The organism is Pseudomonas sp. S3(2024) (genome assembly GCF_036861315.1).
Lineage (GTDB): Bacteria > Pseudomonadota > Gammaproteobacteria > Pseudomonadales > Pseudomonadaceae > Aquipseudomonas > Aquipseudomonas putida_A.
This window is the reverse complement of the sequence record NZ_JAZAQQ010000001.1, coordinates 925,726-945,684: the sequence shown is the minus strand read 5'-3', so window position 1 is coordinate 945,684 and position 19,959 is coordinate 925,726. Positions and strand designations below refer to the sequence as shown.

Below are 19,959 nucleotides of genomic sequence, written 5' to 3'. Positions count from 1 at the left end.
GAGACTGTAGCGAGAAGCCCTCGAGGGCGGCCCCGACACCGGTGGCGCCCCTCAGGGCTTCAGAAATCGATCAAGACGGCTTGCCGACTGACCTGCGGATTTGAGTGACAAACCCATGCCAAAACGTACAGACATTAAAAGCATCCTGATTCTCGGCGCTGGCCCGATCGTTATCGGCCAGGCCTGCGAATTCGACTACTCCGGCGCCCAGGCCTGCAAAGCCCTGCGCGAAGAGGGTTACCGCGTCATCCTGGTGAACTCCAACCCGGCCACCATCATGACCGACCCGGACATGGCCGACGCGACCTACATCGAGCCGATCAAATGGCAGACCGTGGCCAAGATCATCGAAAAAGAGCGTCCGGATGCCGTGCTGCCAACCATGGGCGGCCAGACTGCTCTGAACTGCGCCCTGGACCTGGAGCGCGAAGGCGTTCTGGAAAAGTTCGGCGTGGAAATGATCGGCGCCAACGCCGACACCATCGACAAGGCTGAAGACCGTTCGCGTTTCGACAAGGCCATGAAGTCGATCGGCCTGGAATGCCCGCGTTCCGGTATCGCCCACAGCATGGAAGAAGCCAACGCCGTCCTCGAGCGTCTGGGTTTCCCGTGCATCATCCGTCCGTCCTTCACCATGGGCGGCACCGGTGGCGGTATCGCGTACAACCGTGAAGAGTTCGAAGAAATCTGCGCCCGCGGTCTGGACCTGTCGCCGACCAAAGAGCTGCTGATCGACGAGTCGCTGATCGGCTGGAAAGAATATGAAATGGAAGTTGTCCGCGACAAAAAGGACAACTGCATCATCGTCTGCTCGATCGAAAACTTCGACCCGATGGGCGTGCACACCGGTGACTCGATCACTGTGGCTCCGGCACAGACCCTGACCGACAAGGAATACCAGATCCTGCGTAACGCCTCGCTGGCGGTACTGCGCGAGATCGGCGTCGAGACCGGCGGTTCCAACGTGCAGTTCGGCATCTGCCCGGACACCGGCCGCATGGTCGTGATCGAGATGAACCCGCGTGTATCGCGTTCCTCGGCACTGGCTTCGAAAGCCACCGGTTTCCCGATCGCCAAAGTCGCGGCCAAGCTGGCTGTGGGCTACACCCTCGACGAACTGTCGAACGACATCACCGGCGGCAAGACCCCGGCGTCCTTCGAACCGTCGATCGACTACGTCGTCACCAAGCTGCCACGTTTCGCTTTCGAGAAATTCGCCAACGCTGACGCACGCCTGACCACTCAAATGAAGTCGGTCGGCGAAGTCATGGCCATCGGTCGCACCTTCCAGGAATCCCTGCAGAAAGCCCTGCGCGGTCTGGAAGTCGGTGTTTGCGGTCTGGACGAGAAGCTCGACCTGAGCAATCCGGAAAGCATGAGCATCCTCAAGCGCGAGCTGACCGTACCGGGCGCCGAGCGTATCTGGTACGTGGCGGACGCCTTCCGCGCCGGCATGACCGTCGAAGACATCTTCGGCATGAACATGATCGACCCGTGGTTCCTGGTGCAGATCGAAGATCTGATCAAGGACGAAGAGAAGGTCAAGACCCTCGGTCTGTCCGCCATCGACCGCGACCTGATGTTCAAGCTCAAGCGCAAAGGCTTCTCCGATCAGCGTCTGGCCAAGCTGCTGGGTGTGACCGAGAAGAATCTGCGTACTCACCGTCAAAAACTGGAAGTGTTCCCGGTCTACAAGCGCGTTGACACCTGCGCCGCCGAGTTCGCCACCGACACCGCTTACCTCTACTCGACGTACGAGGAAGAGTGCGAAGCCGCGCCTTCCGGTCGCGACAAGATCATGATTCTGGGTGGCGGTCCGAACCGTATCGGCCAGGGCATCGAGTTCGACTACTGCTGCGTACACGCTGCCCTCGCACTGCGCGAAGACGGCTACGAAACCATCATGGTCAACTGCAACCCGGAAACCGTTTCCACCGACTACGACACTTCCGACCGTCTGTACTTCGAGCCGGTAACCCTGGAAGACGTGCTGGAAATCTGCCGCGTCGAGAAGCCGAAAGGCGTAATCGTCCAGTACGGGGGCCAGACGCCGCTGAAACTGGCGCGTGCCCTCGAAGCCGCTGGCGTGCCGATCATTGGTACCAGCCCTGACGCCATCGACCGCGCCGAAGACCGCGAGCGCTTCCAGCAAATGGTTGAACGCCTGAACTTGCGTCAGCCGCCAAACGCCACCGTGCGCAGCGAAGATGAAGCCGTTCGCGCTGCCGCGAAAATCGGTTATCCGCTGGTGGTGCGCCCGTCCTACGTACTGGGCGGCCGCGCGATGGAAATCGTGTACAAGGAAGACGAGCTCAAGCGTTACCTGCGTGACGCGGTGCAAGTGTCCAACGACAGCCCGGTGCTGCTCGACCACTTCCTCAACTGCGCCATCGAGATGGACGTGGATGCGGTCTGCGACGGCAAAGACGTGGTGATCGGCGCGATCATGCAGCACATCGAACAGGCGGGCGTTCACTCCGGTGACTCCGCGTGCTCGCTGCCGCCGTACTCGCTGCCGGCACACATCCAGGACGAGATGCGCGAACAGGTCAAGAAAATGGCCCTGGAACTGGGTGTTGTCGGCCTGATGAACGTGCAACTGGCGCTGCAAGGCGAAGACATCTACGTCATCGAAGTCAACCCGCGCGCTTCGCGGACCGTGCCGTTCGTGTCCAAGTGCATCGGTGTCTCCCTGGCAATGATCGCGGCTCGCGTCATGGCCGGTAAGACTCTGAAGGAAATCGGCTTCACCAAGGAAATCATCCCGAACTTCTACAGCGTGAAAGAGGCGGTGTTCCCGTTCGCCAAATTCCCTGGTGTTGACCCGATCCTCGGCCCAGAGATGAAGTCCACCGGTGAAGTGATGGGCGTCGGCGACACTTTCGGTGAAGCATTCGCCAAGGCCCAGATGGGCGCCAGCGAAGTGCTGCCGACCGGCGGTACCGCGTTCATCAGCGTGCGTGACGATGACAAGCCGCTGGTTGCAGGCGTGGCCCGTGATCTGATCAACTTGGGCTTCGAAGTGGTCGCCACTGCCGGCACTGCCAAGCTGATCGAAGCTGCAGGCCTGAAAGTGCGCCGCGTGAACAAGGTGACCGAGGGGCGTCCGCACGTGGTCGACATGATCAAGAATGACGAAGTCACTCTGATCATCAACACCACCGAAGGCCGTCAGTCGATCGCTGATTCCTACTCCATTCGTCGTAATGCCCTGCAGCACAAGATCTACTGCACCACCACCATTGCTGCGGGCGAAGCTATCTGCGAAGCGCTGAAGTTCGGTCCCGAGAAGACCGTGCGCCGCTTGCAGGATCTACACGCAGGATTGAAGGCATGATCAAATACCCAATGACCGTCCAGGGCGCGAAAGCCCTGGAAGAAGAACACGCTCACCTGACCAAGGTCGTTCGTCCGAAGCTCAGCCAGGACATCGGTACCGCTCGCGAGTTGGGTGACCTGAAGGAAAACGCCGAGTACCATGCCGCCCGCGAACAGCAAGGCATGGTCGAGGCGCGGATCCGTGACATCGAAGGCCGGATTCAGAATCAGGTCATCATCGATGTCACGACTATCCCGCACACCGGCAAAGTGATCTTCGGTACTACCGTCGAAATCGCCAACGTCGAGACTGATGAGAGCGTCACTTACCACATCGTGGGTGAGGATGAGGCTGACTTCAAACTCGGCAAGATTTCGGTCGGCTCACCATTGGCCCGTGCCTTGATCGGCAAGGAAGAGGGTGATGTGGTTGCCGTGAAAACGCCGAGTGGCGTTATCGAGTACGAGATTGTCGAAGTCCGTCACATCTGAAGGCAGGCGCCCGCTACGTGCGGGCGCCATGCTTTGGCAGCTGACCCAGATGTTGTGGGTCGGCGGCTTCTGGTTGATACATCTCGGTTTGCGACCGGTGTTGGGCAAGATTGGCCTGGCACCGTTGCTGATCGATGAAGTTGCCGATGCATTCGAAGTGCCGGTGGCGGGTTTTGCCGCGGCATGCGTGATTTTTCAGGCTTTGGTGCTGGTACAGGCCGATGGCCTTGCCAGTCTATGGCGGGATTTTCGCGGGCAGGTGTTGCTGATGGCGTTGTATGCGTGTGCGATGTTTGTCGCCGTGCGTGTCGGCTGGCCGCAAGCGCAGCGCTGGCAGGAATTCAGTTTTCTGGTGTTGGGCTTCTCCGGTGTGGTGTTGGTGTTGCAACCGCTGCCGGGATGGAGTGGCAGGGTGCGCGAAGCACACCCTTGACCCTTGTCATCACTTGAAGCGATGAACGTTCGACAGCTGCTTGTTGACGCTGAAGTTCTTGCGATAAACCAGTGCCATCTTGCCGATGACCTGAACCAGGTCAGCCTTGCCGACCTTGCACAACTCTGCAATGTGCGCCAGGCGCGACTCGCGATCGAGGATGTTGAGCTTGATCTTGATCAACTCGTGATCCGCCAGTGCGCGTTCGAGTTCGGCTAATACACCTTCAGTCAGACCGTTGTCCGCCACCGTCAAAACCGGCTTCAGGTGGTGGCCAATGGATTTGTACTGTTTCTTCTGCTCTGGAGTGAGCGGCATAATCTGACCCTTTCGTCTGGATTCTGTAAAATGGCGGCCATTTTACCCGAGGGTTCGTGGATCCGCCCAATTAATCACGACCCTAATCATCGAGGTGCCCAATGGCGCGTTCCAAGACAAGCCTTGGTTGGCTGAAACGACATGTCAACGATCCTTATGTGAAGCAGGCGCAGAAGGATGGCTACCGTTCGCGTGCAAGTTACAAGCTTCTGGAGATCCAGGAGAAATACAAGCTGATCCGTTCCGGCATGAGCGTTGTCGACCTGGGCGCTGCGCCCGGCGGCTGGTCGCAGGTCACCAGCCGGCTGATTGGCGGTCAGGGGCGTCTGATCGCTTCGGACATTCTGGAAATGGACAGCATTCCGGACGTGACCTTCATTCAAGGGGACTTCACCGAAGACGAAGTGCTTGCGCGGATTCTTGAGGCTGTGGGTAATTCGCAGGTGGACCTTGTGATTTCCGATATGGCCCCCAATATGAGTGGTACGCCTGAAGTGGATATGCCGAAAGCCATGTTCCTTTGCGAACTGGCGCTTGATCTGGCGGAACGGATACTCAAGCCGGGTGGCAATTTCGTGATCAAGATCTTTCAGGGTGAAGGTTTCGATGTTTACCTGAAGGATGCTCGCAAGAAATTCGACAAGATCCAGATGATCAAGCCGGATTCTTCCCGAGGCAGCTCCCGCGAGCAATATATGCTGGCTTGGGGTTACCGCGGTGGTAACGAGTAAAACGAGGTTTTTTGCCGGGGCGATAGGTTTTTCGTATTTTGCCCCGCGTGCATAAGCGAATATTGTGTAGAAAGTGTTTCACAAAGGGTTACAGACGGCGCCTGCCAGAGTTGTAGGTAATGTAGTAAGTTAGGCCGGTGAATATCATGCGAAGCGCGCGCCAGTAGCGGAGCTTGCTTCAGAGGGTAGTTAATTGAACGATATGGCAAAGAATCTGATCCTGTGGTTGATCATCGCGGCAGTCCTCGTGACGGTGATGAACAACTTCTCCAGCCCTAACGAGCCGCAGACCCTCAACTATTCCGACTTCATCCAGCAGGTCAAGGATGGCAAGGTCGAGCGCGTAGCCGTTGACGGCTATGTGATTACCGGCAAGCGCAACGATGGCGACAGCTTCAAGACCATTCGTCCGGCGATCCAGGACAATGGCCTGATCGGCGACCTGGTCGACAACCACGTTGTGGTTGAGGGCAAGCAGCCTGAACAGCAAAGCATCTGGACTCAACTCCTGGTGGCGAGCTTCCCGATCCTGGTGATCATCGCGGTGTTCATGTTCTTCATGCGCCAGATGCAGGGCGGTGCTGGCGGCAAGGGCGGACCGATGAGCTTCGGCAAGAGCAAGGCACGCCTGCTTTCCGAAGACCAGGTGAAAACCACCTTGGCTGACGTTGCAGGTTGCGACGAAGCCAAGGAAGAGGTCGGCGAACTGGTTGAGTTCCTGCGTGATCCGGGCAAGTTCCAGCGCCTGGGTGGTCGTATTCCTCGCGGCGTATTGATGGTCGGCCCTCCGGGTACCGGTAAAACCTTGCTGGCCAAGGCGATTGCCGGCGAAGCGAAGGTTCCGTTCTTCACTATTTCCGGTTCCGACTTCGTTGAAATGTTCGTGGGTGTTGGTGCAAGCCGCGTTCGCGACATGTTCGAGCAGGCCAAGAAGCATGCGCCGTGCATCATCTTCATCGACGAAATCGACGCCGTCGGTCGCCACCGTGGCGCCGGCATGGGCGGCGGTCACGACGAGCGTGAGCAGACTCTCAACCAGTTGCTGGTAGAGATGGATGGCTTTGAAATGAATGACGGCATCATCGTGATCGCCGCTACCAACCGTCCTGACGTACTCGACCCTGCGCTGCTGCGTCCGGGCCGTTTCGACCGTCAGGTCGTTGTAGGTTTGCCGGATATCCGTGGTCGCGAGCAGATCCTCAAGGTTCACATGCGCAAAGTGCCAATGGGTGACGACGTTGCCCCGGCCGTTATCGCACGTGGTACCCCGGGCTTCTCTGGTGCCGATCTGGCCAACCTGGTCAACGAAGCGTCGCTGTTCGCTGCACGCAGCGGCAAGCGCATCGTCGAAATGAAAGAGTTCGAACTGGCCAAAGACAAGATCATGATGGGCGCCGAGCGCAAATCGATGGTCATGTCCGAGAAAGAGAAGCAGAACACCGCTTATCACGAAGCGGGTCACGCTATTGTCGGTCGCGTCGTACCTGAGCATGATCCGGTCTACAAGGTTTCGATCATTCCACGTGGTCGTGCGCTGGGTGTGACCATGTTCCTGCCGGAAGAAGATCGCTACAGCCTGTCCAAACGTGCGTTGATCAGTCAGATCTGCTCGCTGTACGGTGGCCGTATCGCTGAAGAAATGACCCTTGGTTTCGACGGTGTGACCACCGGCGCTTCCAACGACATCATGCGTGCCAGTCAGATTGCGCGGAACATGGTGACCAAGTGGGGTCTGTCGGAAAAGCTCGGTCCGCTGATGTACGCCGAAGAAGAGGGTGAAGTGTTCCTCGGTCGCGGTGGTGGCGGTCAGAATGCAAGTTTCTCCGGTGAGACTGCCAAGCTGATCGACTCCGAAGTGCGCAGCATCATTGACCAGTGCTACGGCACGGCCAAGCAGATCCTCACGGACAACCGTGACAAGCTGGATGCCATGGCTGATGCGCTGATGAAGTACGAAACCATCGATGCCGAGCAGATCGACGACATCATGGCGGGTCGTACGCCTCGCGAACCGCGTGACTGGACCGGTGGCACGGGTACGCCCCCGCCTCCAGTGATTCAGGATGAGCGCCCGGAAACACCGATCGGCGGTCCGGCTGCTGACGTTTAAGGTTTGAAATGACTTCTGTACAGTCCCTGACCCGGTTGCCTTGCGGCAACCGGGTTCTTGATTTGGCCCAGACGCATGTCATGGGTATTCTCAATGTCACTCCCGATTCCTTTTCCGACGGTGGCCGATACAACCAGCTCGACGTGGCCTTGCGTCACGCTGAGGCCATGGTGGCTGCTGGTGCGACGCTGATCGATGTCGGCGGCGAATCGACCCGGCCTGGCGCTCGAGCGGTTTCGCCGTTGGAAGAGTTGGAGCGCGTAGCTCCGATCGTGGAGTTGATCAATCGCGAGCTGGATGTGGTCATCTCGGTCGATACTTCGACGCCAGCGGTGATGCGTGAAACGGCGCGCCTGGGTGCCGGGTTGATCAATGATGTGCGCTCGCTGCGCCGCGATGGCGCGCTGGATGCCGCAGCCGCGACCGGGTTGCCGGTCTGCCTGATGCATATGCTCGGCGAGCCGGGTGACATGCAGGACAATCCGCACTATCAGGACGTTACCCGGGAAGTGGGTGAGTTTCTGGCAGAGCGCATGACTCAATGTGCGGCGGCGGGCATTCCTGCCGAACGGATCATTCTTGATCCCGGTTTCGGTTTCGCGAAAACCCTGCAGCACAATCTAAGCTTGTTCAAGCATATGGAAGCCCTGCATGCGCTGGGGCGTCCGCTATTGGTCGGTGTCTCACGCAAAAGCATGATCGGCCACGCATTGAACCGCCCCGTGGGTGAGCGTCTTTATGGTGGTCTGGCTCTCGCAGCACTCGCGTCGGTTAAAGGAGCGCGTATATTGCGCGTCCATGATGTGGCGGAAACGGTAGACGTGGTGCGCATGCTCGCGGCCGTGGAATCAGCCGAATAAGAATGATGGAGCACTTATGAGCAAGAAATACTTTGGTACTGACGGTATTCGTGGTCGTGTCGGTGAATATCCGATCACTCCTGACTTCATGCTTAAGCTCGGCTGGGCGGCGGGTATGGCCTTTCGCAAGATGGGCGCCTGCAAGGTGCTTGTCGGCAAGGACACGCGCATCTCTGGCTACATGTTCGAATCGGCACTTGAAGCAGGCCTGACCTCGGCTGGTGCGGACGTGATGCTGCTCGGTCCGATGCCGACGCCTGCCATTGCTTATCTGGCGCGCACGTTCCAGGCTGAAGCCGGGATCGTGATCAGTGCTTCGCACAATCCGCATGACGATAACGGCATCAAGTTTTTCTCCGGCAAGGGCACAAAGCTGCCTGATGAGCTGGAGCTGATGATCGAAGAGCTGCTCGATACCCCAATGACTGTGGTTGAGTCGAGCAAGATCGGCAAGGTGTCGCGCATCAATGACGCCTCCGGCCGCTACATCGAATTCTGCAAAAGCAGTGTGCCGACCGGTACCAGCTTTTCCGGTTTGAAGATCGTGATCGATTGTGCGCACGGTGCGACCTACAAGGTTGCTCCGAGTGTGTTCCGTGAGCTGGGTGCTGAAGTGGTCGTGCTGTCGGCGCAGCCCAACGGTCTGAACATCAATGACAATTGCGGCTCGACCCATATGGGTCAGCTGCAGGCTGCGGTTCTGGCCGAGCACGCTGATCTGGGCATCGCCTTTGATGGTGACGGTGATCGGGTGTTGATGGTTGATCACACTGGCGCCATCGTTGATGGTGATGAGTTGCTGTTCATCATTGCGCGCGATCTGCACGGGCGGGGCAAATTGCAGGGCGGCGTAGTCGGTACGCTGATGAGCAACCTGGGTCTTGAACTCGCGCTGGCAGAGCTTTCGATTCCATTCATTCGTGCCAATGTCGGTGACCGTTATGTGATCGCCGAACTGCTGGAGCGCGACTGGCTGGTAGGCGGTGAAAACTCGGGGCATATCGTCTGCTTCAATCACACCACCACCGGTGATGCGATCATTGCTGCGCTCCAGGTGCTGATGGCACTGAAGGCTCGCAATGAAGGTCTTGCGCAAACGCGTCAGGCCTTGCGCAAGTGTCCTCAGGTGCTGATCAATGTGCGTTTTGGTGGCGGTGAAAGTCCGCTTGAGCATCCGGCGGTCAAGGAAGCCAGTGCGCGTGTCACCCAGGCAATGGCGGGGCGTGGCCGGGTACTTCTGCGCAAGTCCGGTACAGAGCCTTTGGTGCGCGTGATGGTCGAAGGTGAGGATGAAACTCAGGTTCGCAGCTACGCCGAAGAACTGGCAAAACTGGTAAGTGAAGTTTCTGCCTGATTCGGCTTGCCAGCCATGATTGTGTTGGGTAACATCTGCGCCCACTTTGACCGACGAGGTACAGCATGCGTCGCCCTATGGTAGCTGGTAACTGGAAGATGCACGGTACCCGCGCCAGCGTCGCTGAGCTGATCAACGGCCTTCGTCATCTGGCCTTGCCAAGCGGTGTTGATGTCGCGGTATTCCCGCCTTGCTTGCATATCAATCAAGTGATTGATGGCTTGAAAGGCAAATCGATTTCGGTCGGTGCGCAGAATTCTGCGGTGGAATCCATGCAAGGTGCATTGACCGGTGAAATTGCACCGAGTCAGTTAGTGGATGCAGGTTGTTCCCTGGTACTTGTCGGGCACTCCGAACGCCGCCAGATAATGGGCGAGCGAGACGGGATGCTGAATCGCAAGTTCGCAGCGGCACAGGCATGTGGCTTGATTCCGGTGTTGTGTGTAGGGGAAACCCTCGAGCAGCGCGAAGCCGGAAAAACTCTTGAAGTTGTCGGGCGTCAGCTGGGCAGCATCATCGAGGAGCTGGGTGTTGGTGCCTTTGCCAAGGCAGTCATTGCTTACGAGCCTGTCTGGGCCATTGGTACCGGACTGACTGCAACGCCGCAACAGGCTCAGGATGTGCATAAAGCCATTCGCGAGCAGTTGGCGGCAGAGAATTCTGAAGTCGCACGAGGTGTGCGGCTTCTATACGGCGGCAGCGTGAAGGCGGCCAATGCGGTCGAACTGTTCGGCATGCCGGATATCGATGGGGGGCTCATTGGTGGAGCTTCCCTGAATGCAGATGAGTTCGGTGCGATTTGTCGCGCCGCGGGAAACTGAAAAAATGCTGGAAACAGTCGTAGTCGTTTTTCATCTGCTGGGTGCATTGGGCGTAGTTGCTCTGGTTTTGCTGCAGCAGGGTAAGGGTGCGGACGCTGGCGCGTCTTTCGGAGCAGGTGCTTCAAATACTGTGTTCGGAAGCCAAGGTTCCTCTACCTTTCTTAGTAAGTTTACTGCTATACTTGCCGCCGGTTTCTTCATAACCAGCTTGGGGTTAGGTTACTTTGCTAAAGAGAAGGCTCATCAGCTGACTCAAGCAGGTTTGCCAGATCCAGCAGTGTTGGAAGTACCTAAGCAACAACAACCGGCTTCTGATGATGTCCCGGTGCTTCAAGAGCAAAAGTCGGCTACTCCAGCGACTGACGTACCTCCAGCTCAAGAGCAGAAGTAAGAAGGGTTTCAAACGTAGTTTTGCCGAGGTGGTGGAATTGGTAGACACGCAACCTTGAGGTGGTTGTGCCCATAGGGTGTAGGGGTTCGAGTCCCCTTCTCGGTACCAATTAGTCAGGAGAGCCCGCTGTTGCGGGCTTTCTTGCAGGTGGAAGGTTACATTGACCCTATAAGGGATCGGTCGTATACTTCCGCCCCAGCTTTGTCGCGGGGTGGAGCAGTCTGGTAGCTCGTCGGGCTCATAACCCGAAGGTCGTCGGTTCAAATCCGGCCCCCGCAACCAGTTTAAGGAGCCCCTTTTCAGGGGCTTTTTGTTAGCTGGACACTTTCTACGCCGATGTTCGACGGCGTTTCAAGGATGGGCGTTTCGCCCATTTTTTTATTTTGCAGCGCATGCATTTACATGCACGAGGGGGTTCAGGTGTCGAGCAAGCTAGAAGAGTTGCAGGCCTTGTTGGCCCCGGTGGTCGTGGCCCTAGGCTATGAATGCTGGGGTATCGAGTTTTCGGCTCAAGGTCGTCACTCGATGTTGCGCGTTTATATCGATAAAGAGGGTGGCGTGCTGGTGGACGATTGCGCCATTGTCAGCCGTCAGATCAGCGGTGTCCTGGATGTTGAAGATCCGATCTCCGTTGAATACACCCTCGAAGTTTCCTCGCCTGGCATGGAACGCCCACTGTTCACTCTTGAGCAGTTTGCAAAATTTGCCGGTGAACAAGTGAAGATCAAGCTGCGCTCGCCTTTCGAAGGTCGACGCAACTTTCAGGGCCTTCTGCGCGGTGTAGAAGAACAGGATGTCGTGGTGCAGGTAGATGACCATGAATTCCTGTTGCCGATCGATATGATCGACAAGGCCAACATTATTCCCAGTTTTGACTGAGACGCGGATCCCGCGGATCCAATGGCTTGCGAAAGGCGAGGCGTACGATGAGCAAAGAAGTACTGCTGGTTGTTGAGTCGGTATCCAATGAAAAGGGCGTACCGGCAAGCGTGATTTTTGAAGCGCTGGAGCTGGCTCTGGCCACTGCTACCAAAAAGCGTTTTGAAGACGAAGTTGACCTGCGTGTGGAAATTAATCGCCACACCGGTTCCTACGAGACTTTCCGTCGCTGGACAGTCGTCGAAGAGAATGATCTCGACGATCCTGCGATCGAAACCTGGCCAAGCAAGGTTGCCGAAACGCATCCGGGCGCCAAGGTCGGCGACGTCGTCGAAGAAAAGATCGAATCCATCGAGTTCGGCCGCATTGCAGCACAGACCGCCAAACAGGTCATCGTGCAGAAAGTGCGTGAAGCCGAGCGCGCTCAAGTGGTCGACGCCTATCGCGAGCGCCTGGGAGAAATCATCTCCGGCACCGTGAAGAAAGTCACCCGCGACAACGTGATCGTCGATCTGGGCAACAACGCCGAAGCGTTGCTGGCCCGTGAAGACATCATTTCTCGCGAAACCTTCCGTGTCGGTGTGCGTCTGCGTGCACTGCTCAAGGAAATCCGCACCGAGAACCGCGGCCCGCAGCTGATCCTGTCGCGTACCGCGCCGGAAATGCTGATCGAGCTGTTCCGTATCGAAGTGCCGGAAATCGCTGAAGGCCTGATCGAAGTGATGGCGGCGTCCCGTGATCCGGGGTCGCGTGCCAAGATCGCTGTCCGTTCCAAGGACAAACGCATCGACCCGCAGGGCGCGTGCATCGGTATGCGCGGTTCGCGCGTCCAGGCCGTGTCGGGCGAGTTGGGTGGCGAGCGTGTCGATATCGTCCTGTGGGACGATAACCCGGCGCAGTTCGTGATCAATGCCATGTCGCCGGCAGAAGTGGCGGCCATTATCGTTGACGAAGATGCCCATGCAATGGACATCGCCGTTGGCGCAGACAATCTGGCTCAGGCCATCGGTCGAGGTGGTCAGAACGTGCGTCTGGCGAGCCAGTTGACTGGCTGGACCCTGAACGTGATGACCGAATCGGACATCCAGGCTAAGCAGCAAGCAGAAACCGGCGACATCCTGCGCAACTTCATCGACGAGCTGGAAGTCGACGAAGAACTGGCTCAGGTGCTGGTAGATGAAGGCTTCACCAGCCTGGAAGAGATTGCCTACGTACCGTTGGAAGAAATGCTCAACATCGACGGCTTTGACGAAGATATCGTCAACGAGCTTCGCGCTCGTGCCAAGGATCGTTTGTTGACCAAAGCCATCGCTACTGAGGAAAAGCTGGCAGACGCCCATCCGGCCGAAGACCTGCTCTCGCTTGAGGGTATGGACAAGGATTTGGCGATGGAACTGGCGGTGCGCGGCGTAATTACCCGCGAAGACCTGGCCGAGCAGTCTATTGACGACCTGCTCGACATCGACGGCATTGACGATGATCGTGCCGGCAAGTTGATCATGGCCGCCCGAGCCCACTGGTTCGAGTAATTAGGCGCGGCCTGAGGAGAGAAGTGCATGACGCAAGTCACGGTGAAACAACTGGCCGATGAGGTCAAAACACCGGTAGAGCGCCTGTTGCAGCAGATGCGTGAGGCAGGTCTGCCGCACACCGCCGCCGAAGAAAATGTGACTGACAGTGAGAAGCAATCCCTGCTGACTCACTTGAAGAGCAGCCACAAGGCGAAAGTGGAAGAACCACGCAAGATCACGCTGCAGCGTAAAACCACCAGCACCCTGCGTGTGGCTGGTAGCAAGAGCATCAGCGTTGAAGTTCGCAAGAAGAAAGTTTTCGTACAGCGTAGCCCGGAAGAAATCGAAGCCGAGCGCAAGCGTGAACTGGAAGAGCGTCGCGCAGTAGAAAATGCTGCTCGTCAGAAGGCTGAAGAAGAAGCCAAGCAGCGCGCTGAAGAAGAAGCGCGTCGCCAGCCTGCTGCTGCGCCGTCCGCTCCTGCCGAAGCTGTTGCAGCACCTGCGCCAGTCGCTGAACCAGTGCGCGACGCCGCGCCGGTTGCTGCTGCGCCGGCTGCCGACACTCGCAAGCGTGACGAACAGCGCCGTCCGGACAAGCCACGTGCCGACGATAACAATCGTCGCGGCGGTGGTGGCGATGGCGAGCGCAAAAACGCTCCGCATCGCGCATCGGTCAAAGAAAAAGCGCCGGCTCCACGTGTGGCGCCACGCACTACCGACGAAGAAAGCGATGGCTTCCGTCGTGGTGGTCGCGGCAAGGCCAAGCTGAAAAAACGCAACGCTCACGGTTTCCAGAACCCTACCGGTCCTGTCGTGCGTGAAGTGAAGATCGGCGAGACCATCACTGTTGGCGATCTCGCCCAGCAGATGTCGGTCAAGGCTGCTGAAATCATCAAGTTCATGTTCAAACTGGGCACTCCAGCGACCATCAACCAGGTACTCGATCAGGAAACTGCTCAACTGGTAGCTGAAGAGCTGGGCCACAAAGTGACCTTGGTCAGCGACACCGCCCTGGAAGATTCCCTGGCCGAGTCCCTGAAGTTTGAAGGTGAGGCAGTTTCCCGTGCGCCAGTCGTGACCGTAATGGGCCACGTTGACCACGGTAAGACTTCCCTGCTCGACTACATCCGTCGTGCCAAGGTAGCAGCGGGCGAAGCCGGCGGCATTACCCAGCACATCGGTGCGTACCACGTTGAAACCGACCGCGGCATGGTGACGTTCCTCGACACCCCGGGTCACGCTGCGTTTACCGCAATGCGTGCCCGTGGTGCCAAGGCGACCGACATCGTGATCCTGGTGGTTGCGGCGGACGACGGCGTGATGCCGCAAACCATCGAGGCTGTTCAGCACGCTCAGGCGGCTGGCGTTCCTCTGGTGGTTGCGGTGAACAAGATCGACAAGCCGGGTGCCGACCTCGATCGCATCCGCAGCGAACTGTCGGTTCACGGCGTGACCTCCGAAGACTGGGGTGGCGACACTCCATTCGTACCGGTCTCGGCGAAAATGGGTACCGGCGTTGACGAGCTGCTCGAAGCGGTTCTGCTGCAGGCCGAAGTACTCGAACTGACCGCCACGCCATCGGCTCCTGGCCGTGGTGTAGTCGTCGAATCGCGTCTGGACAAGGGCCGTGGCCCGGTAGCCACTGTTCTGGTTCAGGACGGTACGCTGCGTCAAGGCGACATGGTGCTGGTCGGCTCGAACTATGGCCGCGTGCGCGCCATGCTCGACGAGAACGGCAAGCCGATCAAGGAAGCAGGTCCGGCCATTCCGGTCGAGATCCTGGGTCTTGACGGTACGCCGGACGCTGGCGACGAGATGAGCGTGGTTGCCGACGAGAAGAAAGCCCGTGAAGTGGCTCTGTTCCGTCAAGGCAAGTTCCGCGAAGTCAAACTGGCTCGCGCTCACGCCGGCAAGCTGGAAAACATCTTCGAAAACATGGGCCAGGAAGAGAAGAAGACGCTCAACATCGTCCTCAAATCCGACGTCCGTGGTTCGCTGGAAGCTTTGCAGGGCGCTCTGAACGGCCTGGGCAACGACGAAGTGCAAGTGCGCGTGGTCGGTGGCGGTGTCGGTGGTATCACCGAGTCCGACGCCAACCTGGCACTGGCTTCCAACGCTGTACTGTTCGGCTTCAACGTGCGTGCCGATGCTGGCGCACGGAAGATCGTCGAACAGGAAGGTCTGGACATGCGTTACTACAACGTGATCTACGACATCATCGAAGACGTCAAGAAAGCCCTGACCGGCATGCTCGGCAGCGATGTTCGCGAGAACATCCTGGGTGTGGCCGAAGTGCGCGACGTGTTCCGTTCGCCGAAGTTTGGCGCGATCGCCGGTTGCATGGTGATCGAGGGTGTTGTGCACCGTAACCGTCCGATCCGTGTACTGCGTGAAGACATCGTTATCTTCGAAGGCGAGCTGGAATCCCTGCGCCGCTTCAAGGATGACGCTTCCGAAGTACGTGCCGGCATGGAATGCGGTATCGGCGTGAAGAGCTACAACGACGTCAAAGTCGGTGACAAGATCGAAGTCTTCGAGAAGGTTCAGGTTGCTCGCAGCCTCTGACTCGCGCACTTCAAGGGCCACGCCGAGCCGCCGCATGCAGATGCGCGCCAAGGCGTCAGGACTCTAAACGCAACGCCCGGTCTGGCTTTTGTCAGGCCGGGCGTTTGCCGCTTTCAGACCTTGCGGGTTTCACCGTGGGGCAGTAACAGGTAACAAAATCATGGCAAAAGAATACAGCCGTACCCAACGTATCGGCGATCAGATGCAGCGTGAGCTGGCCCAGCTGATCCGTCGTGAAGTCAAAGACCCGCGCGTCGGCCTGGTCACCATTACCGCTGTGGAAGTCAGCCGTGACGTCGGTCACGCGAAGATCTTCATCACCGTGATGGGGCAGGACAACGCCGAAGACATCGCGCAAAGCATCAAGGTGCTAAACGCTGCCGCAGGTTTCCTGCGCATGCAACTGGCCCGTGAAATGAAGCTGCGCAGCGTGCCGCAATTGCACTTCCACTACGACGAAAGCGTCGTGCGTGGCGCGCATCTTTCGGCCCTGATCGAGCGCGCCGTGGCTGAGGACAATCAGCACCTGGCCGCTGCACCTGAAGACACCAAGGAGTAATTCGGTGGCTCAGGTCAAACGTATCCGTCGTAACGTCAGCGGTATCATCCTGCTCGACAAGCCGCTGGGGTTCACCTCCAACGCCGCGTTGCAGAAGGTTCGCTGGTTGCTCAACGCCGAGAAGGCCGGTCACACCGGCAGTCTCGACCCGCTGGCCACCGGTGTATTGCCGCTGTGCTTTGGCGAGGCAACGAAGTTCTCGCAGTACCTGCTCGATTCCGACAAGGGTTACGAAACCCTGGCGCAACTGGGCAAGACCACCACCACGGCGGACGCCGAGGGTGAGGTTTTGCAGGAGCGCCCGGTGACCGTTGGTCGCGCCGATGTCGAAGCGGTTCTGCCGAAATTTCGTGGGCAAATCAGTCAGATACCGCCGATGTACTCGGCACTCAAGCGTGACGGTCAGCCGCTGTACAAGCTTGCCCGTGCAGGCGAAGTAGTGGAGCGCGAACCGCGTTCTGTTACTATTGCGCGCTTGGAATTGCTGGCCTTCGAAGGCGATACTGCGCGTCTTGCGGTGGATTGCAGCAAGGGCACCTATATCCGCACCCTGGTGGAGGATATCGGTGAGCAACTCGGTTGTGGTGCGTACGTCGCGGAACTGCGTCGTACCCAGGCCGGGCCTTTCACCCTGGCGCAGACCGTGACCCTCGAAGAGCTGGAAGCGGTACATGCCGAAGGCGGCAACGAAGCGGTCGACCGCTTCCTGATGCCATCGGACAGCGGCCTGCAGGATTGGCCGCTGCTGCACTTCTCCGAAGCGAGTGCGTTCTACTGGCTCAACGGCCAGCCGGTACGTGCCCCGGATGCTCCGAAGTTCGGCATGGTACGGGTACAGGATCACAATGGTCGCTTCATCGGTATCGGTGAAGTGAGCGAAGACGGGCGCATCGCGCCGCGTCGACTGATTCGGTCAGAATGACCGAACGAGTGTGGCTGTTAACAGGCACGGTCACTACTCATTTATAGATACAGGGATTTGTCCCTGGCCTGTTGAAACTGTTTTTGAAACAGTTTCCTGATAAAAGGATTGCCTCATGGCTCTCGACGTTCAAGAAAAAGCTCAAATCGTTGCCGACTACCAGCAAGCTGTTGGTGATACTGGTTCGCCAGAAGTGCAAGTTGCACTGCTGACCGCCAACATCAACAAACTGCAAGGTCACTTCAAGGCCAACGGTAAAGACCACCACTCCCGTCGTGGTCTGATCCGCATGGTAAACCAGCGTCGCAAGCTGCTGGATTACCTGAAAGGCAAAGATCTGAGCCGTTACAGCGCTCTGATCGGCCGCCTGGGTCTGCGTCGCTAATCAGCGATTGCGCTATGAGGTTGGTTGTCTGTCAGGCATCAGCGGTTTTCCGCTGGTGGCTGGCAGGCTCCCAGCCTCAAGTTTTATCTGCACTACCGTTTTACCCGGACAGTCAGCGGGCCGATTCCCGACATTGCCCAAGAATTTCGCAAGAAACCAGTTCCCCCAAGAGCCACAAAGAAGGTAGGACACCGTGAACCCGGTAATCAAAAAATTCCAGTTCGGTCAGTCGACCGTTACCCTCGAGACTGGCCGTATCGCCCGTCAGGCCTCCGGCGCAGTATTGGTCACCGTTGACGACGACGTCAGCGTATTGGTGACCGTAGTCGGTGCCAAGCAAGCCGATCCAGGCAAGGGCTTCTTCCCTCTGTCCGTTCACTACCAGGAAAAGACTTACGCTGCCGGTAAGATCCCTGGCGGTTTCTTCAAGCGTGAAGGCCGTCCTTCCGAGAAAGAAACCCTGACTTCCCGACTGATCGACCGTCCGATCCGTCCGCTGTTCCCGGAAGGCTTCATGAACGAAGTGCAGGTTGTCTGCACCGTCGTTTCCACCAGCAAGAAGACCGATCCGGACATCGCTGCGATGATCGGTACCTCGGCTGCCCTGGCCATCTCGGGCATTCCGTTCGACGGCCCGATCGGCGCCGCTCGCGTCGCTTTCCACGAAAGCACCGGCTACCTGCTGAACCCGACCTACGAGCAGCAAGCTGCTTCGAGCCTGGACATGGTCGTTGCCGGCACCTCCGACGCCGTACTGATGGTTGAATCGGAAGCCAAAGAGCTGACCGAAGACCAGATGCTGGGCGCGGTACTGTTTGCTCACGACGAGTTCCAGGTGGTGATCAACGCCGTCAAAGAACTGGCCGCTGAAGCTGCCAAGCCAACCTGGACCTGGGCTCCTGCTCCAGAAGCCACCGAACTGCTGGGCGCGATCCGTGCCGAGTTCGGCGAAGCGATCTCCCAGGCTTACACCATCACCGTCAAGGCTGACCGCTACGCACGTCTGGGCGAGCTGAAAGACCAGGTCGTTGCCAAGCTGTCCGGCGAAGAAGGCCAGCCTTCTGCTGCTGACGTCAAAGCCGCTTTCGGCGAAATCGAATACCGCACCGTTCGCGAAAACATCGTTAACGGCAAGCCACGTATCGACGGCCGCGACACCCGCACCGTACGTCCGCTGAACATCGAAGTCGGCGTTCTGCCTAAGACTCACGGTTCGGCGCTGTTCACCCGTGGCGAAACCCAGGCTCTGGTAGTCGCGACGCTGGGTACTGCCCGCGACGCACAGCTGCTGGACACCCTGGAAGGCGAGAAAAAAGACCCGTTCATGCTGCACTACAACTTCCCTCCGTTCTCGGTGGGCGAGTGTGGTCGCATGGGTGGCGCCGGTCGTCGTGAAATCGGTCACGGCCGTCTGGCCCGTCGTTCGGTTTCGGCCATGCTGCCAGCCGCTGACGTGTTCCCGTACACCATCCGTGTGGTTTCGGAAATCACCGAATCCAACGGTTCGAGCTCGATGGCTTCCGTTTGCGGCGCTTCCCTGGCCCTGATGGACGCTGGTGTTCCAATGAAGGCGCCGGTTGCCGGTATCGCCATGGGTCTGGTTAAAGAAGGCGAGAAATTCGCCGTTCTGACCGACATCCTGGGTGACGAAGACCACCTGGGCGACATGGACTTCAAAGTAGCCGGTACCGCCAAAGGCGTTACTGCGCTGCAGATGGACATCAAGATCAAGGGCATCACCGAAGAGATCATGGAAATCGCTCTGGGCCAAGCCCTGGAAGCGCGCCTGAACATCCTCGGCCAGATGAACCAGATCATCGGCCAGTCGCGTACCGAACTGTCGGCCAACGCTCCGACCATGATCGCGATGAAGATCGACACCGACAAGATTCGTGACGTTATCGGTAAAGGTGGCGCGACCATCCGTGCGATCTGCGAAGAAACCAAGGCTTCGATCGACATCGAAGACGACGGCTCGATCAAGATCTTCGGCGAAACCAAGGATGCCGCAGAAGCTGCTCGTCAGCGCGTTCTGAGCATCACTGCAGAAGCCGAGATCGGCAAGATCTACGTCGGCAAGGTTGAACGCATCGTCGACTTCGGCGCATTCGTCAACATCCTGCCGGGCAAGGACGGTCTGGTGCACATCTCGATGCTGAGCGACGCTCGCGTAGAGAAAGTCACCGACATCCTGAAAGAAGGCCAGGAAGTGGAAGTGCTGGTACTGGACGTGGACAACCGCGGTCGTATCAAGCTGTCCATCAAAGACGTGGCAGCGGCCAAGGCTTCGGGCGTTTAATCAGCCCACAG

17 protein-coding genes and 2 tRNA genes are annotated in these 19,959 nt (G+C 58.3%); 18 read left to right on the top strand and 1 reads right to left on the bottom strand.

Going from position 1 to position 19,959, the window contains the following annotated elements:
* Positions 1-115 precede the first annotated feature (115 nt).
* The 3 genes from carB to VLA07_RS04415 are packed head-to-tail and all read left to right on the top strand — an operon-like array spanning position 116 to position 4,243.
* Positions 116-3,337, top strand: coding sequence for a carbamoyl-phosphate synthase large subunit (gene carB, locus VLA07_RS04425; protein WP_007961429.1), 3,222 nt, complete (start codon positions 116-118; stop codon positions 3,335-3,337).
* Positions 3,334-3,810, top strand: coding sequence for a transcription elongation factor GreA (greA, locus tag VLA07_RS04420; RefSeq protein WP_003221530.1), 477 nt, complete (start codon positions 3,334-3,336; stop codon positions 3,808-3,810). Before carB ends, greA begins: the two co-directional genes overlap by 4 nt.
* Positions 3,811-3,838: 28 nt before the next feature.
* A complete protein-coding gene (locus tag VLA07_RS04415) occupies positions 3,839-4,243 on the top strand; it encodes an MFS transporter (RefSeq protein ID WP_333988471.1) in 405 nt (134 codons plus the stop codon).
* A 9-nt stretch (positions 4,244-4,252) separates the two neighbouring features.
* Here VLA07_RS04415 and VLA07_RS04410 read toward each other — a convergent pair whose 3' ends face one another.
* Entirely contained in the window at positions 4,253-4,561 is a 309-nt protein-coding gene (locus tag VLA07_RS04410; RefSeq protein WP_003221534.1) for a YhbY family RNA-binding protein, read from the bottom strand.
* A 101-nt stretch (positions 4,562-4,662) separates the two neighbouring features.
* On the opposite strand from VLA07_RS04410, the gene rlmE reads away from it, so the two are divergent.
* The 15 genes from rlmE (at position 4,663) to pnp (ending at position 19,948) form a co-directional block, all read left to right on the top strand.
* A complete protein-coding gene (gene rlmE, locus VLA07_RS04405) occupies positions 4,663-5,292 on the top strand; it encodes a 23S rRNA (uridine(2552)-2'-O)-methyltransferase RlmE (protein ID WP_003221536.1) in 630 nt (209 codons plus the stop codon).
* Between the two features lie 202 nt (positions 5,293-5,494).
* A complete protein-coding gene (ftsH, locus tag VLA07_RS04400) occupies positions 5,495-7,402 on the top strand; it encodes an ATP-dependent zinc metalloprotease FtsH (protein ID WP_027610779.1) in 1,908 nt (635 codons plus the stop codon).
* Positions 7,403-7,410: 8 nt separating this feature from the next.
* Positions 7,411-8,262 (top strand): dihydropteroate synthase, encoded by an 852-nt coding sequence (gene folP / locus VLA07_RS04395; RefSeq protein WP_027610780.1) that lies wholly within the window; start codon positions 7,411-7,413, stop codon positions 8,260-8,262.
* A 16-nt stretch (positions 8,263-8,278) separates the two neighbouring features.
* Positions 8,279-9,616 carry a phosphoglucosamine mutase gene (gene glmM, locus VLA07_RS04390; protein ID WP_027610781.1) on the top strand — a complete coding sequence of 446 codons (1,338 nt, stop codon included), beginning with the start codon at positions 8,279-8,281 and terminating at the stop codon, positions 9,614-9,616.
* Positions 9,617-9,681: 65 nt separating this feature from the next.
* Complete coding sequence (gene tpiA / locus VLA07_RS04385; RefSeq protein WP_008088336.1) at positions 9,682-10,437, top strand: triose-phosphate isomerase; 756 nt, start codon at positions 9,682-9,684, stop codon at positions 10,435-10,437.
* 4 nt (positions 10,438-10,441) lie between these two features.
* Positions 10,442-10,828: a preprotein translocase subunit SecG gene (secG, locus tag VLA07_RS04380; RefSeq protein WP_027610782.1), complete on the top strand. Its 387-nt coding sequence runs from the start codon at positions 10,442-10,444 to the stop codon at positions 10,826-10,828.
* Positions 10,829-10,850: 22 nt separating this feature from the next.
* Positions 10,851-10,936 (top strand) — tRNA-Leu (locus VLA07_RS04375).
* Positions 10,937-11,033: 97 nt separating this feature from the next.
* A tRNA-Met gene (locus VLA07_RS04370) sits at positions 11,034-11,110 on the top strand.
* 138 nt (positions 11,111-11,248) lie between these two features.
* The gene (rimP, locus tag VLA07_RS04365; RefSeq protein WP_007915250.1) at positions 11,249-11,707 is read left to right on the top strand and encodes a ribosome maturation factor RimP; all 459 of its coding nucleotides are present in this window, start codon (positions 11,249-11,251) and stop codon (positions 11,705-11,707) included.
* A 47-nt stretch (positions 11,708-11,754) separates the two neighbouring features.
* Positions 11,755-13,236 carry a transcription termination factor NusA gene (gene nusA / locus VLA07_RS04360; RefSeq protein ID WP_003221546.1) on the top strand — a complete coding sequence of 494 codons (1,482 nt, stop codon included), beginning with the start codon at positions 11,755-11,757 and terminating at the stop codon, positions 13,234-13,236.
* A 27-nt stretch (positions 13,237-13,263) separates the two neighbouring features.
* On the top strand, positions 13,264-15,783 hold the full coding sequence (gene infB, locus VLA07_RS04355) for a translation initiation factor IF-2 (RefSeq protein ID WP_027610783.1): 2,520 nt from the start codon (positions 13,264-13,266) through the stop codon (positions 15,781-15,783).
* A 160-nt stretch (positions 15,784-15,943) separates the two neighbouring features.
* Positions 15,944-16,342 (top strand): 30S ribosome-binding factor RbfA, encoded by a 399-nt coding sequence (gene rbfA, locus VLA07_RS04350; protein ID WP_003221549.1) that lies wholly within the window; start codon positions 15,944-15,946, stop codon positions 16,340-16,342.
* 4 nt (positions 16,343-16,346) lie between these two features.
* On the top strand, positions 16,347-17,264 hold the full coding sequence (truB, locus tag VLA07_RS04345; protein WP_024011571.1) for a tRNA pseudouridine(55) synthase TruB: 918 nt from the start codon (positions 16,347-16,349) through the stop codon (positions 17,262-17,264).
* Positions 17,265-17,379: 115 nt separating this feature from the next.
* A complete protein-coding gene (gene rpsO / locus VLA07_RS04340) occupies positions 17,380-17,649 on the top strand; it encodes a 30S ribosomal protein S15 (RefSeq protein WP_003221553.1) in 270 nt (89 codons plus the stop codon).
* Positions 17,650-17,842: 193 nt separating this feature from the next.
* On the top strand, positions 17,843-19,948 hold the full coding sequence (gene pnp, locus VLA07_RS04335) for a polyribonucleotide nucleotidyltransferase (RefSeq protein WP_007961443.1): 2,106 nt from the start codon (positions 17,843-17,845) through the stop codon (positions 19,946-19,948).
* Positions 19,949-19,959 lie beyond the last annotated feature (11 nt).

What these genes read in the sequence shown, in the direction of transcription:
- carB (WP_007961429.1), top strand. Translation starts at nt 116, where the DNA reads ATGCCAAAACGTACAGACATTAAAAGCATCCTGATTCTCGGCGCTGGC.
- greA (WP_003221530.1), top strand. Translation starts at nt 3,334, where the DNA reads ATGATCAAATACCCAATGACCGTCCAGGGCGCGAAAGCCCTGGAAGAA.
- VLA07_RS04415 (WP_333988471.1), top strand. Translation starts at nt 3,839, where the DNA reads ATGCTTTGGCAGCTGACCCAGATGTTGTGGGTCGGCGGCTTCTGGTTG.
- VLA07_RS04410 (WP_003221534.1), bottom strand. Translation starts at nt 4,561, where the DNA reads ATGCCGCTCACTCCAGAGCAGAAGAAACAGTACAAATCCATTGGCCAC.
- rlmE (WP_003221536.1), top strand. Translation starts at nt 4,663, where the DNA reads ATGGCGCGTTCCAAGACAAGCCTTGGTTGGCTGAAACGACATGTCAAC.
- ftsH (WP_027610779.1), top strand. Translation starts at nt 5,495, where the DNA reads ATGGCAAAGAATCTGATCCTGTGGTTGATCATCGCGGCAGTCCTCGTG.
- folP (WP_027610780.1), top strand. Translation starts at nt 7,411, where the DNA reads ATGACTTCTGTACAGTCCCTGACCCGGTTGCCTTGCGGCAACCGGGTT.
- glmM (WP_027610781.1), top strand. Translation starts at nt 8,279, where the DNA reads ATGAGCAAGAAATACTTTGGTACTGACGGTATTCGTGGTCGTGTCGGT.
- tpiA (WP_008088336.1), top strand. Translation starts at nt 9,682, where the DNA reads ATGCGTCGCCCTATGGTAGCTGGTAACTGGAAGATGCACGGTACCCGC.
- secG (WP_027610782.1), top strand. Translation starts at nt 10,442, where the DNA reads ATGCTGGAAACAGTCGTAGTCGTTTTTCATCTGCTGGGTGCATTGGGC.
- nusA (WP_003221546.1), top strand. Translation starts at nt 11,755, where the DNA reads ATGAGCAAAGAAGTACTGCTGGTTGTTGAGTCGGTATCCAATGAAAAG.
- infB (WP_027610783.1), top strand. Translation starts at nt 13,264, where the DNA reads ATGACGCAAGTCACGGTGAAACAACTGGCCGATGAGGTCAAAACACCG.
- rbfA (WP_003221549.1), top strand. Translation starts at nt 15,944, where the DNA reads ATGGCAAAAGAATACAGCCGTACCCAACGTATCGGCGATCAGATGCAG.
- rpsO (WP_003221553.1), top strand. Translation starts at nt 17,380, where the DNA reads ATGGCTCTCGACGTTCAAGAAAAAGCTCAAATCGTTGCCGACTACCAG.